The 15,065-nt window shown below is 60.3% G+C and carries 14 protein-coding genes and 1 tRNA gene; 5 read left to right on the top strand and 10 right to left on the bottom strand.

Annotated elements, in window-relative coordinates; genetic code table 11:
- Positions 1 to 35: 35 nt before the first annotated feature.
- The 4 genes from IF204_RS00790 to IF204_RS00775 all read right to left on the bottom strand — a co-directional run bounded on the left by IF204_RS00790 (position 36) and on the right by IF204_RS00775 (position 4,740).
- Complete coding sequence (locus tag IF204_RS00790; RefSeq protein WP_194093897.1) at positions 36 to 1,136, bottom strand: ABC transporter ATP-binding protein; 1,101 nt, start codon at positions 1,134 to 1,136, stop codon at positions 36 to 38.
- A gap of 225 nt (positions 1,137 to 1,361) precedes the next feature.
- Positions 1,362 to 3,980 carry a Hint domain-containing protein gene (locus IF204_RS00785; RefSeq protein ID WP_194093896.1) on the bottom strand — a complete coding sequence of 873 codons (2,619 nt, stop codon included), beginning with the start codon at positions 3,978 to 3,980 and terminating at the stop codon, positions 1,362 to 1,364.
- 114 nt (positions 3,981 to 4,094) lie between these two features.
- Positions 4,095 to 4,181, bottom strand: a tRNA-Leu gene (locus IF204_RS00780).
- A gap of 67 nt (positions 4,182 to 4,248) precedes the next feature.
- Positions 4,249 to 4,740, bottom strand: a complete 492-nt coding sequence (locus IF204_RS00775) for a DUF2306 domain-containing protein (protein WP_194093894.1) — start codon at positions 4,738 to 4,740, stop codon at positions 4,249 to 4,251.
- Positions 4,741 to 4,838: 98 nt separating this feature from the next.
- Between IF204_RS00775 and IF204_RS20245 the strand changes: the two genes are divergently transcribed.
- Together IF204_RS20245 and lipB are read left to right on the top strand one after the other, a co-directional pair.
- On the top strand, positions 4,839 to 5,612 hold the full coding sequence (locus IF204_RS20245; protein WP_194093892.1) for a LytTR family DNA-binding domain-containing protein: 774 nt from the start codon (positions 4,839 to 4,841) through the stop codon (positions 5,610 to 5,612).
- 3 nt (positions 5,613 to 5,615) lie between these two features.
- On the top strand, positions 5,616 to 6,275 hold the full coding sequence (gene lipB, locus IF204_RS00765; protein ID WP_194093890.1) for a lipoyl(octanoyl) transferase LipB: 660 nt from the start codon (positions 5,616 to 5,618) through the stop codon (positions 6,273 to 6,275).
- Here the strand turns inward: lipB and IF204_RS00760 are convergent.
- On the bottom strand, positions 6,272 to 7,471 hold the full coding sequence (locus IF204_RS00760; protein ID WP_194093888.1) for a UbiH/UbiF family hydroxylase: 1,200 nt from the start codon (positions 7,469 to 7,471) through the stop codon (positions 6,272 to 6,274). The two genes, lipB and IF204_RS00760, sit on opposite strands and share 4 nt — an antisense overlap.
- A gap of 42 nt (positions 7,472 to 7,513) precedes the next feature.
- Positions 7,514 to 8,158, bottom strand: coding sequence for a pyrimidine 5'-nucleotidase (locus tag IF204_RS00755; protein ID WP_194093886.1), 645 nt, complete (start codon positions 8,156 to 8,158; stop codon positions 7,514 to 7,516).
- A gap of 100 nt (positions 8,159 to 8,258) precedes the next feature.
- Between IF204_RS00755 and IF204_RS00750 the strand changes: the two genes are divergently transcribed.
- A complete protein-coding gene (locus tag IF204_RS00750; RefSeq protein ID WP_167637519.1) occupies positions 8,259 to 8,915 on the top strand; it encodes a GntR family transcriptional regulator in 657 nt (218 codons plus the stop codon).
- Here the strand turns inward: IF204_RS00750 and IF204_RS00745 are convergent.
- Entirely contained in the window at positions 8,912 to 10,534 is a 1,623-nt protein-coding gene (locus tag IF204_RS00745; RefSeq protein WP_194093884.1) for a glycosyltransferase, read from the bottom strand. The genes IF204_RS00750 and IF204_RS00745 overlap by 4 nt on opposite strands.
- Before the next feature lie 69 nt (positions 10,535 to 10,603).
- The gene (carA, locus tag IF204_RS00740) at positions 10,604 to 11,761 is read right to left on the bottom strand and encodes a glutamine-hydrolyzing carbamoyl-phosphate synthase small subunit (protein ID WP_194093882.1); all 1,158 of its coding nucleotides are present in this window, start codon (positions 11,759 to 11,761) and stop codon (positions 10,604 to 10,606) included.
- A 151-nt stretch (positions 11,762 to 11,912) separates the two neighbouring features.
- On the opposite strand from carA, the gene IF204_RS00735 reads away from it, so the two are divergent.
- Together IF204_RS00735 and IF204_RS00730 are read left to right on the top strand one after the other, a co-directional pair.
- On the top strand, positions 11,913 to 12,371 hold the full coding sequence (locus IF204_RS00735; protein WP_194093880.1) for a GatB/YqeY domain-containing protein: 459 nt from the start codon (positions 11,913 to 11,915) through the stop codon (positions 12,369 to 12,371).
- Between the two features lie 184 nt (positions 12,372 to 12,555).
- Positions 12,556 to 12,738, top strand: a complete 183-nt coding sequence (locus IF204_RS00730; protein ID WP_194093879.1) for a DUF3008 family protein — start codon at positions 12,556 to 12,558, stop codon at positions 12,736 to 12,738.
- 4 nt (positions 12,739 to 12,742) lie between these two features.
- On the opposite strand, the gene IF204_RS00725 is transcribed toward IF204_RS00730, so the two are convergent.
- Both IF204_RS00725 and IF204_RS00720 read right to left on the bottom strand, forming a co-directional pair.
- Positions 12,743 to 13,240 (bottom strand): DUF2244 domain-containing protein, encoded by a 498-nt coding sequence (locus tag IF204_RS00725; RefSeq protein WP_194093878.1) that lies wholly within the window; start codon positions 13,238 to 13,240, stop codon positions 12,743 to 12,745.
- An 82-nt stretch (positions 13,241 to 13,322) separates the two neighbouring features.
- Positions 13,323 to 14,993, bottom strand: coding sequence for a cytochrome c oxidase subunit I (locus IF204_RS00720; RefSeq protein ID WP_194093876.1), 1,671 nt, complete (start codon positions 14,991 to 14,993; stop codon positions 13,323 to 13,325).
- Positions 14,994 to 15,065: the final 72 nt, after the last annotated feature.

Below are 15,065 nucleotides of genomic sequence, written 5' to 3'. Positions count from 1 at the left end.
TCCGGGTGGAGCGGTCGCATTCATTAGCCGTGCGCTCAGGCGTCGAGCGCGCGGCAATCCTCAGGCAGCCAGCCGATCTCGATGGTCGTGCCGGGCTGCAGTCGTACCTGGTCGGGTGCATTTCGCGTTTTGACGATAAAGTCCTCGCGGCCTGCAACCCGCAGACGAGTACGGAAGATGTCGCCCATGTAGATGAATTCAAGCACTTCGGCCTTGAGCGTGTGCGCATCGGGCGAAAGTCGGGACTTGTTGATCTCTACACGTTCGGGGCGGATGGATACCTTGGTGCGCTCGCCCGGCTTGCTGACGTTGACGGGCATCGCGTCGATGACCTCGCCGCTGTCGAGCTGGACCGCACAGCGCCCGCCGTCGATCGATTTGACGACGCCGGTCAGAGTGTTGTTCTCGCCGATGAACTGCGCAACGAAGCTGTTTTGCGGAGCCTCGTACAGCTCATCCGGCGGGGCAAGCTGCTGGATGCGGCCATCGTCGAACACTGCGACGCGGTCGGACATGGTCAGCGCTTCAGTCTGGTCGTGCGTCACGTAAACCGTCGTAATGCCGAGGTTATGCGCGATGCGGGTAATCTCGAACTGCATGTGTTCGCGCAACTGCTTGTCGAGCGCGCCGAGCGGTTCGTCCATGAGAACCAGTTCAGGCTCGAACACCAGCGCGCGGGCCAGTGCGATACGCTGCTGCTGACCGCCCGAAAGCTGGGCCGGACGGCGACCGCCGAACTTGCCCATCTGAACCATGTCGAGTGCGCGCTGCACTTTGGCTTCGCGCTCGGACTTGCCCAGTTTGCGGACTTCCAGCGGGAAGGCGAGGTTCTCGGCCACTGTCATGTGGGGGAACAATGCGTAGTTCTGGAAAACCATCCCGATCCCGCGCTTGTGCGGAGGGATGTGGTTGATCGAGGTTCCGCCGATCCGGATATCACCGTGGGTCGCGGTCTCGAAACCTGCGAGCATCATGAGGCAGGTGGTTTTCCCCGAACCCGACGGCCCGAGCATCGTAAGAAACTCGCCGCGCGGCATACTGAGGTTGAGGTCTTTGACGACGAGTGTCTCGCCATCATAGCTTTTTTGCACGCGATCGAATTCTACGAACGCATTATCGGCTGCTGTTGGCGCCAAAACGGCTCTCCCTGACGTGGTCGGCAGTTTGCTCTGCCTGTTCTGTCCCAACTAAAACAACCGCACGAGAATATTGCAACAAAATAGGCAGATGACTTTCGCACCCACCCCTATTTCCAGCAAATTCTCCGCAAAATTTAAGCTAAGCAGTTTTTTGTCCTGCGTCCCGCGAAATATGAAGGATCAATGACACCGTTTAGCGCTTCAACGTTCGGCTGTTTTCCTTTAACGGCGATCTAGCTCTAGGTCGCGAATGACATCAGGAAGGTCGCTGAATCGCGCCACCGGTCGCACACTTGGGCCGTAGGCATCTTCGACTTTGAGTCGGCCCAAATCGGGGAACAGAGAGACCACTTCGCGGATTGATTCGAAGTTCAGCGCCGACATTCCCCACGGTCCCGGATAGAAGCTCTCGCTCGCGATTCCGTTTGAATAAACAACCTGATGCTTTTCAAACATAAGGTGTACGTAGGTCACCGAACGCACGCCTTTGGCAATGCGAACCTTGCCTCCGCGCAGCTTCGCGAGGTGCCTTGCGCGGACCAGTGAATGGGTGCCGCCCGCCTCTCCGGAATAGACGCTGATGGCGTGCTGCGGGGAAACCAGCAGACCGCGATCGCCCGCCCAGCCGCCAGCTTCGATTTTGACGGGCAGCAGATCCGGCTTGGCAGCCAGTTCCTCGCGCGTCACAAGCTTTGCGCCTGCCCAGATGATCGGCTGCGGACCATTGTCCCGCGTGACCACCAAATCACCGGGGCGGAGCATTTCCACAGGCTTTTCGCCCGTCGGCGTCAGGATCATCGTACCCACAGTGAAGCACGGAATGCCCGATTTATACATCTCGGGCGCGCTGTCGATGGAGGCCGGCGCAACGCCTTGCAGGATGATCGCCTCTCCCGACGGGAAAATCAGCTTCGCATTGCCTGCGCCGTCGTCAACGACCGTGACATCCCACCCCGTGACAGGATTACCGTCACCGTTGACCAGTCCCGATACATCGATCTGGTCGTTGGTGAAGCCGTCGAGGTCATCGTCGCCAATGTCGAAGTCAGTGATCGTATCCGTGCCGGTTCCGCTGCTGACGACAAAGGTGTCGTTGCCCGCACCGCCCGAGATAGCGTCATTGCCGGACCCGCCGTCGAGGCGGTCGTTGCCGTCACCGCCAGACATGACGTCACCGCCATCGCCGCCGTAGAGGGTGTCATCGCCACCCTCGCCGCTCATCCAATCGCTGCCAGTGCCGCCATATATGACGTCATTGTCCAGACCAGCGAAGATCGTGTCGTCGCCATCACCGCCGTAGATCGTATCGGTGCCGGTGTCCTGCGTACCATAATTGTCGTCGATGTAGTCGTTGCCCGCGCCGCCATAAACGACACCGCCACCTGCACCGAACAGGATCGTGTCGTCACCTGCATTACCGTACATCGTGTCAGAGCCGCTGCCCGCTGCCAGCGTATCGGTGCTGGAACCGCCATAGAGAATGTTGTTACCCTCACCGCCCCAGATCGTCTGGAAACTGGTGGCGGACGCGTCGATCACGTCGTCGCCAGTGCCGCCCGCAACAAGTTCGATTTCCGAGAACGAACCGCTCGTCGCGCCGCCATTTGTCGTAAACGTACCGGACTCGTTGTCGGTGAATGTGACGGTTGTGCCAATGTTGGAAAGAACGGCGTAGTCGTAGTCGTCACCGCCCTCGCCGCCGTAAACAACGTCGTCGCCATCAATATAGATCGTATCGCGGTCATCGCCGCCGTAGAGCGTATCGTTGCCAGTACCGCCATAAACGCTGTCGTTGCCCGAGCCACCCCAGACGGTATCCGCGCCCGCATCGCCATAGACGGTATCGTGGCCGATCTGGCCCATGACCATGTCGTTGCCGTCGCCGCCGTAGACGGTGTCATGCTGCGTGTTGTCGAGCGTATAGGTCTGGTTCGCCGCACCTTCGATAAAGTCGATGAAGTAGCGGTTCTCGTCGCGGATGACCCAGTTGGTTTCCTCGAACGTGTTGATCGTTAGCGACTGGCCTTCGCCAATCGTCGCATAGTCGGTCGATGTGCCGGACTGGTCGATATGGCTGACGATGATCGGACCGGTAGAGTTATTGACGATCGTCAGCGTGGTTGCCGTCGTATCAGGCCCCGAAGGCGTGGTTTCGAGCGAATAGAGCTCGCCGTCGCCTAGCACCATATCATCGCCGGTGCCGCCGTAGAGCACGTCATTGCTCAGGCCGCCGACAACGGTATCGTTGCCCGCGCCGCCATAGACCGTGTCCATGCCCTTATCGCCGGAAAGGCGGTCATCCCCACCCTGCCCGCTGATCGTATCGTTGCCGTCCTCCCCGCGCAGTGTTTCGCTCTGCGTATTCATACCCGTGAGGGTATTGTCCGCGCTGATGTCGTAGTTCTGGTCGGCGATCGAGGAATAGGACACCGCGCCAGAGTTGTAGGAAGAGATGACTTCGTACTGCACACCCGGTTGCAACGGAGCCGTCGCGACGACACCGATGGGGTAACCCGAAATTTCCATCGTGTAGAGGTGGATGGTCGACCCATCGGGTGCGCGCAGTTCGAAGTGGTCCTCGACGTAGACCCGACCACTGCCGAGGTTACTCCAGTTTGCGTCGTAGATCGTGACGTTCTGATCGCCGTCGTCGCCGATTTCATTTTGTGACAAGTCACCGTTGAAATTCGTATCGCCGTCAGTGACTTGGTAGTGCAGAACTTCGGCCGTGACGTCCCAATCGGGCTTCAGCGTGATCGTGGATCCCGCCGCAAGAAGGCTGCTGCCGTCCCAGCCAACAAAGTGCCCCGGATTGATACCCGTCAGATTGTAGGTCGCCATCGATAAACCTGTTCACACAAAATCAGTCGAACGGTTTAACGGCTTGAAACGGGGGAATTTTAGACGCAGTCCACCTGTCGGTTTTCTGTCGATCAACTCTGTCAGGGAGAGTGATGGTGCGGTCGAGAAGACTCGAACTTCCACGGGAGTTACCCCACAGCGACCTCAACGCTGCGCGTCTACCAATTCCGCCACGACCGCACTGTCTAGGCTTGGTGTGGGGTCTCTAAACTTTCCCTCAGACGGCCACAAGAGCAAAAATGAAAAATTATGCCGCGACCTGCAAATTCATTTTCCCGCGCAGCATCCGGTAGGCCAGAAACGCTCCACCGACCGCAATAACGGCCCAATTCAACGCACTATCCGCTCCAAGAAAACTACGGGCTGTCGTGCGTCCGGGCAGGAAATTGAGAAGTCCGGCGATCATGAGACCGTTCCAGTAGAGTTTCCGGAAAACAGCGCGGTGCAGAGTGATATTGCCGCGGAAAATCGCGCGCATACCCTGAAAGATCGACCAGATCGCGAGGATCGCCAGCAAGTGAATCGGGCTGAACGGGCCAATCACCGCAAAGCTGTGGATCCAGAAGGAGGTGATCGCGGTCGTCAGCATGGCGACGACCCATACATAGCCCGAAACTTTGTGAATCATATCACGGCGGCGGCGGTAAATCGCGAGGGGGCCCAGCGCGATGGCCAGCGTGGCGCAGGCAGCGTGGATCTGGATATGGGTCGGGGCGTCGAGAAACGGCTCAAGCGACATTTTCTTCTCCTCAAAGCAGATTTGACTAAACTTCCGATGGAAAAGCATGGGCCGAACAAACGGCTCAACTCAGGATGAACGAAAGACCGGAGTGATACGTGACTGACACCCCATCGCATTCCGCGATACGCGAATGGCGACGCTATATTTCCAAGCCGATTACGCTGGTCATGCTTTGCGGCACCGCTGTGGTCCTCACCTTGGTCGCGCCATTCGAATCCGACCGCTTGATGCGCCCCCTGCCCCGTCTGGGCTACTGGCTGGTGATGGTGTTCGCGACCTACTCGGTCGGTCTGATCGTTTCGGTGTCGGTGGAGAGATTGGCACGCGTCACCCTCTATGCCCGATATGCGCTGATCGCAGTCAGCAGCGCGCTCGCCATCACGGCCACGGTCCTTTTGGTGAACCTCGCGCTCCTCGGCTATTGGCCCGACATGGCCGATGCGATGGTTTTGATCCCCACGGTTTTCGGCATCGCGGTCATCATTTCGCTGATGGTTCAGGTCGCGTCCGACCACATGGCTCACCCGCCTCAGCCCGAAACCAAGGAAGCTCTTCCGCCTATCCTCGATCGCCTTCCGTATGACAAACGCGCACCGCTAGTAGCGATTTCGGTCGAGGACCACTATGTCCGTGTTCGGACACACAATGGGGAAGCGGTGATTCTGATGCGTCTGACCGACGCGATGCGCGAAGTGGGCCAAACGGATGGCCTTCAGGTGCATAGATCACACTGGGTTGCCCGCGATGCCGTCACCGCCGCTCGGCGCGAAGGCGACAGGGCGATCCTGACGGTCAGCCATGGGGAAGATATCCCCGTCAGCCGCCGCTACGTCCCCGCGATCAAAGAGGCCGGGTTTCTACCCGGGTAGAGCATGGTGGAATGGATCACCTCGACTGACCTGACCGATTACGACGAGGCCGTCGCTTTCATGGAGGCCCGCGCCGAGGCGATTGCCAAGGGTGAGGCCGAAGAGCTGATCTGGCTGGTCGAGCACCCGCCGCTCTACACCGCCGGCACCTCCGCGAAATCCGAAGACCTGCTCGAACCTGACCGTTTCCCCGTCTACCCGTCCAAGCGCGGCGGCCAGTACACCTACCACGGTCCGGGTCAGCGCGTGGCATACGTCATGCTGAATGTCGGTGAGCGTGGCCGCGATGTGCGTTGCTTTGTGCGCGATATGGAGCAATGGATCATCGCCGCGCTGAAGGAATTCAACGTCGAAGGCGAAATTCGCGATGGCCGCGTGGGTGTCTGGGTGCCGCGCCCCGACAAACCGCTGTTGCCCGATGGCTCGCAGCGCGAGGACAAGATCGCAGCGCTCGGCATCCGTCTGCGCAAGTGGGTGAGCTTCCACGGCCTGTCGATCAACGTCGAACCGGACCTCAGCCATTTTGGCGGCATCGTTCCCTGCGGCATCACCGGCCACGGCGTCACGTCGCTCGTGGACCTAGGATTGCCTGTGACAATGGATGATGTGGACGTCGCGCTGAAAAAGACCTTCGACCGCGTGGTCACGCCCCGCTGCGATTAACGCGCCCCGAGGCCGAGTTCCATGAGTGCCTTGCGAACGGGCGTCACGGCGTAGAGCGCCTCGATACCCTTTGCCCGCATGTCGCGCAGCCCCTGCCCGCCCGCAATCGACGCACGGTTCAGCGCATCGACACCGCGCACGCGTAGCTGCACCTCGGGGTGACGGCGGCGTTCGTAGGCATCGAGCATCTTGGCATCGCCCAGCCCTTCGGGACGCGCCTTGGCCAGAGCGAGCAGCGTGATCATATCGCCGAGGCTCATGTTCAGCCCCTGCGCACCGATCGGCGGCACGACGTGCGCGGCCTCGGCGACCAGAGCGACGCGCTGCGCCGACATCCGGTTCGCGACTTGCGCGATGATCGGCCAAGCCTGACGTTGACCGACCAACGTGAGCGGGCCGTAGATACCCGCCGACCGCTCGGTCGCAGCGGCGTTGAATTCGTCTTCCGGCAGATCGCGCAGACGCAGCGCCTCTGACCCGCTTTCCATCCAGACAACGGCCGAACGCGGTTTGCCGTCCAAATCGGGCAGCGGCACCAGAGTGAACGGGCCGCCGCTGCGGTGAACTTCGGTCGACACGTTATTATGCGGCTCGGGGTGCGTGACAGCGAACACGACGGCCTTTTGGCCATAACGCGTGGTCTTCGCACCGATGCCTGCGGCCTGACGCACCGCGCTATTACGACCGTCCGCGCCGATCACCAGTTTGCAGCGCACCTGAGTGCCGTCGGTCAGGCTCACCAACGCCTCGGTTTCGCGCGTGACCATCGACTTGAAGCCAGTCCCCGCACGGAAATCGCAATTTGGCAGGGCCTCGAGCCGCGCAACCATCTCGCGGCGCAGCAACCAGTTGGGGAGATTCCAGCCGAACGGCAGCTCGGAAATGTCAGCGGCGTTGAAATCCTTGATGACGCGCGGCTCGGGCAACTCGCCACCCGCGTCCACGATCCGCATCACCTGAAGTGGCGCAGCTTGCGGATCAAGGCGCTCCCAGATCCCCGCATCGGCGAGGAAATTGCGCGATCCTTGGAAAAACGCGGTCGTGCGGTGATCGCTGCCAACGCTCTGGTTATCGGTCACCGGCGGCGCGGGATCGACACAGACCACCGAAAAACCGGCGGTCGCAAAAGCTGCGGCACAAGACAGTCCGGCAACGCCGCCGCCCGCTACGAGAATATCGCACGAAATCCGTTCCATGCTCTATGACATAGGCCGCTCACGTGCCTTCGGAAAGAGGCGTCATACCAGCTGCGACAGAAATGCCGAAAGGTCCGCAGTGTGATGGTGGATGTGATCGGCAGGCAAAGGCTCCGGCCCCACATGCACCGTCCGCATCCCCAGCATATGCGGGACAGCAAGGTTGCGGACGTCGTCTTCGAACATCGCACCCTTGGTCGGGTCGACACCATCAAGGGCAAATACCGCTTCGAAAGCCGCCTGCTCCGGTTTGGGCATATAGCCCGCGTGTTCGACCCCGTAGACCGCGTCGAACACCCCATCGAGGCCCCGCGCCTTCAGGACGTTGTATGCATAAGGCCGTGCGCCGTTGGTGTAGACGATCTTGCGACCCGGCAGCTTTCCGATGCGCTCCGCCAACACCGGATCGGCGTCCAGCACGCTAAAGTCGATGTCGTGCACTTCGTCAAGAAACGGATCGGGGTCGATGCCGTGTTCGTTCATCAGCCCCGACATCGTAGTGCCGTAGGTCTTCCAATAGACCGACCGCAGACGGTCCGCCTCTTCCCGCGACACGCCCAGTTCGCGCTGGACATAGGCCTCCATCTTGTCCTCGATCTGGTCGAAAAGACGGGCTTCGGGCGGGTACAGCGTGTTGTCGAGATCGAAGACCCAGACACCGACGTGAGCGAAAGATGCAGCTACCATAGTGGCTTGCTAGCCCCCCGCCGAAAGAGTCGCAACGTCTTTGGCTTGATCGCCCGATGCGATGACGGGTAACGTGATGCGTCACAACCCTGAAAGCACCATGTCAGATACCTCGCCTTCGCAGAACAAGGACGCCTACCAGCTGATCCTCGATGCCATCGACAGCCATATCTACAAGCCGGGTGACCGCCTTGTGGAAAGCGACCTTGCCGAACGCTTCGGGGTATCGCGCACCCCCATCCGCGAAGCGTTGCAGCGTCTGGAAACCCAGAGCCTGCTGACCCGCGATGGCCGCTCGCTGATTGTGGCGTCGCTCGACCACACGCAAATGGCCGAGCTTTACGTCGTGCGCGGCGAACTGGAAGGTCTGGCCGCGCGCCTGGCGGCGCGTCACGCCACGCCCGAAGAAATCCGCGTTTTGCGCGATATGGTGACTGCCGACCGCAATCTGCTCGGCGATCCTGGTGCGATGAGCCGTGCGAACAAACGGTTCCACAAGCAGATCCACTTGGCGTCGCACAACCGCTTCCTCGTGCAGCAGCTGGACCTCGTTCACCGCTCTATGGCGCTGCTGGCCACAACGTCTCTCGCGGCCGAAGGGCGGGGAGAAGACGCCCTGGCCGAACACGAAGCCATCGTGCGCGCCATTGAGAACAGCGATGGTGACGCTGCCGACAAGGCACTGCGCGAACATATCTCCAAGGCGTTCGTGACCCGCCTGAAGCTCGACGCCGCCGAGGTGGAAAAGAACGGCTAACCGCCGTCGTAAATGCCGTGCTCGGTCTTGTCCCAGTAGAACGGATTGTGGAGCAGTTCCCACAGCCCTTTGTAGACGGCAAATGTCGCGAGCGGGAAATAGAAGTGCAGCGTCGGCACCCATTTCGCGAGCCACATACGCTTTGATGTGTGCGCTGCGATGAAGCCTGCTGTCAGCGTGACGAATTCTCCGAACGAGAACGCCGAGATGACGGCGGCGATGGCCCAGATCGGTAGATCAGTTACGGGCCAGTGCCAGAGGCCAAGCGGTGCGAGCCAGAGGCTCCAAAGCACCGGCGCCAGCACGAATTGCAGTAGCGTCCCGAGGAACTGGATCTGCAGCGCGCAGAACCGCTTCGCGCCGAGGTCACGCCAGAGCCTTCTGGGGCTGCGCATGTGGACGACGTAGGTCACGGCGTACCCTTTGAGCCACCGCGACCGCTGTTTGATCCACGGCCACCAACGGCAATTCGCCTCCTCGCCGGTGATGCTGTGGAACAACTCGGTCCGATAGCCGCGCCGTGCGAGGCGGATGCCAAGGTCGGCATCCTCGGTCACGTTATGGGCGTCCCAAGCACCGATCTCCTCAAGTATACGGCGCCTGAAGAACAGCGTCGTACCGCCGAGCGGAATCACCAGCCCCAGCCGTGCCAGACCGGGCAAGATCACCTGAAACCACGTCGCATATTCCAGCGCGAAACACCGCGACAGCCAATTGGTCCGCGCGTTGTAAAAATCGAGCACGCCTTGCAGGCAGACGACCTCCGGCCCTGACATGGCAAAACGCGCGACGACCTTGTGGATCTGGTCGGGGGACGGCGAGTCCTCAGCATCGTAGACCCCTATGATGCTGCCCTTCGCGTGGTTCAGCCCGTAATTTAGCGCGCGCGGTTTGGTTTTGATACTGCCTTCGGGCACCACGATCGCCCGCATCCAACTCGGCAGCTCGGTCTGCGCGACCGCATCGCGGGTCACTTTGTCATCGGCCTCCAGCAGCAGGCAAACGTCCAGCTTGTCGTCAGGATAGTCGATGGCCGACAGGCGGCGGATCAGGTGGCTGGCGATCTTGCTCTCTTTGAACAACGGCACGAAAACGGTCACGACAGGCAAACGCAGCGGCACTGGCGGGCGGATGTCGACCGTAGAGCGAGTGCCGGCGATTGTCGCGATGGCTTTGAGGCTGGAGTTCAGGACGGATACCAACACTGCAAAGCCGGCTAGTGTCAGTCCCAAAGTGCGAGGCGACAGGACCGCAACAAAAACCAACGCGGCGCACATTACTGCGCAGAAAACAGCGAAGAGCGGCGCATTCCACGAACGGCAGCTTTCCTCGTCGGCCACTGCCATTTCCGCGCCTTTTACCAACGCTCTCGAGGTCGCCTGCTCGATTTCCCGTCGCAGTGCGTCAGGATCGACGATAGCCAACCGCACCCGCCCAAGCTGCGCCTCCAATTTCGGCAAAACCACATCGTTTGCAGCCAGAACAAGAGTTTCGCCACAGACTCGCCTGACAGGCAAAACCTGATCGCGCACGCAGTCACGTTCGCCAAACGCTCTTACGAGCGCCTCATCCCGCCCTGCGCACAACTCCTCAACCGGCCAGTCATTCTGACGTGGCATCTGCATAAATGAAAACTCCCGACCTCTGGCCGGGAGTTCATCATAGGTCTGTTAATTCGCAGTAAACGCTCAGGCCTTGCGCGCAGCCATTGCGTCGGCAAAGCGCTCGAACAGGTAGAAGCTGTCCTGCGGACCGGGGCTGGCTTCGGGGTGGTGCTGGACCGAGAAGATCGGCTTGCCCGAAACCTCGATACCGCAGTTCGAGCCGTCAAAGAGCGAAACGTGGCTTTCGACGACGCCTTCCGGAAGGGTCTGGCTATCAACGGTGAAGCCGTGATTCATCGAGGTGATTTCGACCTTGCCGGTGGTGTTGTCCTTCACGGGGTGGTTCGCACCGTGGTGGCCGTGGTTCATCTTGACCGTCTTGGCGCCGAGCGCGAGGGCCAGCATCTGGTGACCGAGGCAGATACCGAAGACCGGCAGGTCCTTGGCCAGAACGTCCTTGATCATCGGTACAGCGTATTCGCCGGTTGCAGCCGGATCGCCCGGACCGTTCGAGAGGAACACGCCGTCGGGGTTGTGGGCGAGCACTTCTTCGGCAGTCGCGGTGGCGGGCAGAACGATCACTTCGCAACCAGCCGAGGCGAGGCAGCGGAGGATGTTGCGCTTCGCACCGTAGTCGATGGCGACAACTTTGTGCGCCGGCGCATTCTGTGGCTGGTAGCCTTCCGGCCAAGCCCAACGCATTTCGTTCCAAGTGTACGATTGGGCACAGGTAACGTCCTTCGCTAGATCGAGACCGACAAGACCTTTGAAGCCGCGAGCTGCAGCGACCAGAGCCTCAACATCGAAATTGCCTTCGGGATCGTGCGCGATGGCGACGTGCGGCGCACCCTGCTGGCGAATGGCGCGGGTCAAACGGCGGGTGTCGACGCCGCCCATGCCGATGCGGCCCTTCTTTTCAAGCCAGACGCCAAGCTCTTCGGTCGAGCGCCAGTTCGACGGCTCGGTCGGATCCCACTTGACGACCATACCGGCAGCGACCGGATCGGCGGTTTCGTCGTCTTCGGGGGTGACGCCGGTGTTACCGATATGCGGGAAGGTGAAGGTGACGACCTGACCTGCGTAGGACGGGTCGGTCATGATTTCCTGATAACCCGTCATCGCGGTGTTGAAGCAAAGCTCTGCGGTGGTGACGCCAGTCGCGCCGAAACCGATACCGTAGAAAAGCGTTCCATCCGCGAGCGCAAGGCAGGCGGTCGGTTTATCTGTGGTTCCAAGCGACATGACAGCGACTCCCCTAAGGCCAAATTGCTGCGTAACTAAGCAGCGTCGCACCTAGGGTCAAGGACGTATCGGCCTTGTTGCACGAACGGTTGTACCATTCGCGAGGAAGGAATAAACGGGGCGGACGTTATCGCACTTACCAAAGATTGGGATGGAAATGCGCGAAAGACTGAACACGGCTCTGAAAGAAGCCATGAAGGCCAAAGATGCAGAGCGTCTGTCGACCCTGCGTCTGATCAATGCCGCGATCAAGGACCGCGAGATTGCGTCCCGTGTTGACGGCGAGGAGCAGACCGTCGGCAACGAGGAAATCCTCGCGATCCTTGGCAAAATGGTCAAGCAGCGCCAAGAAAGCGCGCGCCAGTACGAAGAGGCGGGCCGTCTTGAGCTGGCCGAAAAGGAACGCTCGGAAATCAAGGTGATCGAAGAGTTCCTGCCGCGTCAGCTGGACGACGACGAAGTCGCAGCGGCCATCGACGCTGCCGTCACCGAAGTCGGCGCAGAGTCGATTCGTGATATGGGCAAGGTCATGGGCGCGCTGAAGGCCAAGTATACCGGCCAGATGGATTTCGGCGCTGTCGGCCCGAAAGTGAAAGAGCGTCTGGGTTAAGGATAAAGGGGCTCTGCCCCTCTGCCCTGCGGGCATTCACCCCGGGATATTTTCGGCACAAAGGCAGGGCGGCTTCGGTCGCCCTTTTCTTTTGCGTTCGGCATGGTTTGGCCGAGCCGTTTTGCCTGCGGGAACGGTGCGCCTAAATTTTCGTTTTCTGACCGACATCAATAGGAGACGAGACATGAGAGCCCAGTCGCAACAGCAGCAGAAGGCCGCAGGGGCCGCCCTTTCGGCGAAGCGGGGTGATAGTGACCCTGACGACCTGCAAGGCGCATCGCAGAATATGTACGAGAATATGACCGAGGCCGAGCTCGAAGAGATGGCGTCGGTGCCGCGCAAGGATCTGCCGAAGCAGTCTCACTGAGCGTTTAGCGCACTTTCGACAGGGCGCCGAGGAGTTCGGGATAGAGAGCGCGGCGCTCTTCGACAGACAGGAACGAGCCGATTTCAACCTCGCGATTGCTGCCTTTCATCGTGAGGTATTCTTCGACTGGTCCGTTCTTTTCATGGCGGCTGATTTGCACCCAGTACGGATTGGCTTCCCACGATTGCTGGTCACTGCGCGGATTATGCCGATCCAGCGTCATCCGGTCGGGCCAGATTTTCAGCTCTTCGAGAATTTCGCCGTCCTTGTAACTGCGCTGGAGCGCCGACCAGAGCGCCCACATCACCAGCACGATAAACGGCAGCAGCCCCCAGAGCACTTGCGTTCCGATCATCGCGATCAGCGGGACGGACAGGAACGCGATCGTACCGCCGACAAACCAGACGAAGCCGGACTTGGGCAGGCTGCGGTAGGGCCACAGGTGGAGTTCAGCGACGGGCGCGTTGTCGCCTTCGGGTTTGGCGATCCATTCGTAGGGCATGGGGAGGGTCCTCAAGGCAGATGGCCTAACAAAAAACCCCGGCGCAGCGGCCGGGGTTTTCCGATTTCAGAAGGCCGCTTGATTAGTGCGAGTGGCCTTTGTCCCAGTCTTCCTGCTTCGGAAGGATCTCGAAAGTGTGCTCCGGCGGCGGCGACGGCAGCGTCCATTCGAGGGTGTCAGCGAACTCGTTGTACGGGTTCGGACGGGTCTCACGACGGCCAGCCAGCAGGGTGTAGGCCAGAACGCCGATGAAGAAGCAGAACGAAGCGAAGGCGATGAATGCACCGATCGAGGACACGAGGTTCCAGGTCGCGAAGGCTTCCGGATACTCGATGTAACGACGCGGCATACCCTGACGGCCAAGGAAGTGCTGCGGGAAGAAGGTCAGGTTTGCACCGATGAACATCATCCAGAAGTGCAGCTTGGCAGCCCATTCCGGCGCAGCGCGGCCCGAGAACTTCGGCAGGTAGAAGTAGATACCGGCGAAGATCGCGAAGACAGCACCCAGCGACATCACGTAGTGGAAGTGAGCAACCACGTAGTAGGTGTCGTGGTAAGCGCGGTCGATCGGAGCCTGCGACAGAACGATACCGGTTACACCGCCGACGGTGAACAGGAACAGGAAGCCGAAGGCCCAGAGCATCGGCGAGCGGAACTCTACCGAACCGCCCCACATGGTGGCGATCCACGAGAAGATCTTCACGCCGGTCGGAACCGCGATAACCATGGTGGCCATCATGAAGTACGACTGCTGGGTCAGCGACATACCGACGGTGTACATGTGGTGCGCCCACACGACGAAGCCAAGAACACCGATCGCGACCATTGCGTAAACCATCGGCAGGTAGCCGAAGATCGGCTTGCGCGAGAAGGTGGCAATGACGTGGCTGATGATGCCGAAGCCCGGGATGATGATGATGTAGACTTCCGGGTGGCCGAAGAACCACAGGATATGCTGGTAGAGGATCGGGTCACCGCCGCCAGCAGGCTGGAAGAACGAAGTACCGAAGTTACGGTCCATCAGCAGCATGGTGATCGCGCCAGCCAGAACCGGCAGCGACAGAAGGATCAGCCATGCGGTCACGAAGACCGACCAAGCGAACAGCGGAACCTTGTGCAGGGTCATGCCCGGTGCGCGCATGTTCAGGAAGGTGGTGATGATGTTGATGGCGCCGAGGATCGACGAAGCACCCGAAACGTGGACTGCGAAGATCGCGAGGTCGGTCGAGTAGCCTGCTTCCTGGGTCGAGAGCGGCGGGTAGAGAACCCAGCCGATACCCGAACCGGACTGGCCGTCGCCGCCCGGTGCGAACATCGAGGCAACGCCGAGTCCGACACCTGCAACGTACATCCAGAACGACAGGTTGTTCATGCGCGGGAAAGCCATGTCCGGAGCGCCGATCTGCAGCGGCATCAGGTAGTTGCCGAAGCCGCCGAACAGAGCCGGAATGACGACGAAGAACATCATCAGGACGCCGTGATAGGTGATCATCACGTTCCAGAGGTGGCCGTTCGGCGTACAGGTCGCCTCGCTGGCGATGAAACGTGCGCCCTCAAGGCACATGTACTGAACGCCCGGATGCATCAGTTCGAGACGCATATAAACGGTGAACAGAACCGAGATGAAACCTACGATACCTGCTACGAACAGGTAAAGGATCCCGATGTCCTTGTGGTTGGTGGACATGAACCAACGAGTGAAGAAGCCTCTCTCGTCGTGGTGTTCATGGCCATGAATGGCTGCATCTGCCATGTGGCTCTCCCGAATTGGTAAATTCCAACAGGCAGGCCGAGTCACACTCCGCCCACCGACTTTGGGAGCGGT

The sequence above is a fragment of the Marivivens aquimaris genome (assembly GCF_015220045.1).
GTDB lineage: Bacteria > Pseudomonadota > Alphaproteobacteria > Rhodobacterales > Rhodobacteraceae > Marivivens > Marivivens aquimaris.
The sequence above is the reverse complement of the archived record's forward strand: the minus strand, read 5'-3'. Positions and strand labels throughout refer to the sequence as shown.

Bases quoted from the DNA above. Each gene is read 5' to 3' on its own strand.
- IF204_RS00785 (WP_194093896.1), bottom strand. From the start codon at position 3,980: ATGGCGACCTACAATCTGACGGGTATCAATCCGGGGCACTTTGTTGGC.
- IF204_RS00775 (WP_194093894.1), bottom strand. From the start codon at position 4,740: ATGTCGCTTGAGCCGTTTCTCGACGCCCCGACCCATATCCAGATCCAC.
- lipB (WP_194093890.1), top strand. From the start codon at position 5,616: ATGGTGGAATGGATCACCTCGACTGACCTGACCGATTACGACGAGGCC.
- IF204_RS00760 (WP_194093888.1), bottom strand. From the start codon at position 7,471: ATGGAACGGATTTCGTGCGATATTCTCGTAGCGGGCGGCGGCGTTGCC.
- IF204_RS00755 (WP_194093886.1), bottom strand. From the start codon at position 8,158: ATGGTAGCTGCATCTTTCGCTCACGTCGGTGTCTGGGTCTTCGATCTC.
- IF204_RS00750 (WP_167637519.1), top strand. From the start codon at position 8,259: ATGTCAGATACCTCGCCTTCGCAGAACAAGGACGCCTACCAGCTGATC.
- IF204_RS00745 (WP_194093884.1), bottom strand. From the start codon at position 10,534: ATGCCACGTCAGAATGACTGGCCGGTTGAGGAGTTGTGCGCAGGGCGG.
- carA (WP_194093882.1), bottom strand. From the start codon at position 11,761: ATGTCGCTTGGAACCACAGATAAACCGACCGCCTGCCTTGCGCTCGCG.
- IF204_RS00735 (WP_194093880.1), top strand. From the start codon at position 11,913: ATGGAAATGCGCGAAAGACTGAACACGGCTCTGAAAGAAGCCATGAAG.
- IF204_RS00730 (WP_194093879.1), top strand. From the start codon at position 12,556: ATGAGAGCCCAGTCGCAACAGCAGCAGAAGGCCGCAGGGGCCGCCCTT.
- IF204_RS00725 (WP_194093878.1), bottom strand. From the start codon at position 13,240: ATGCCCTACGAATGGATCGCCAAACCCGAAGGCGACAACGCGCCCGTC.
- IF204_RS00720 (WP_194093876.1), bottom strand. From the start codon at position 14,993: ATGGCAGATGCAGCCATTCATGGCCATGAACACCACGACGAGAGAGGC.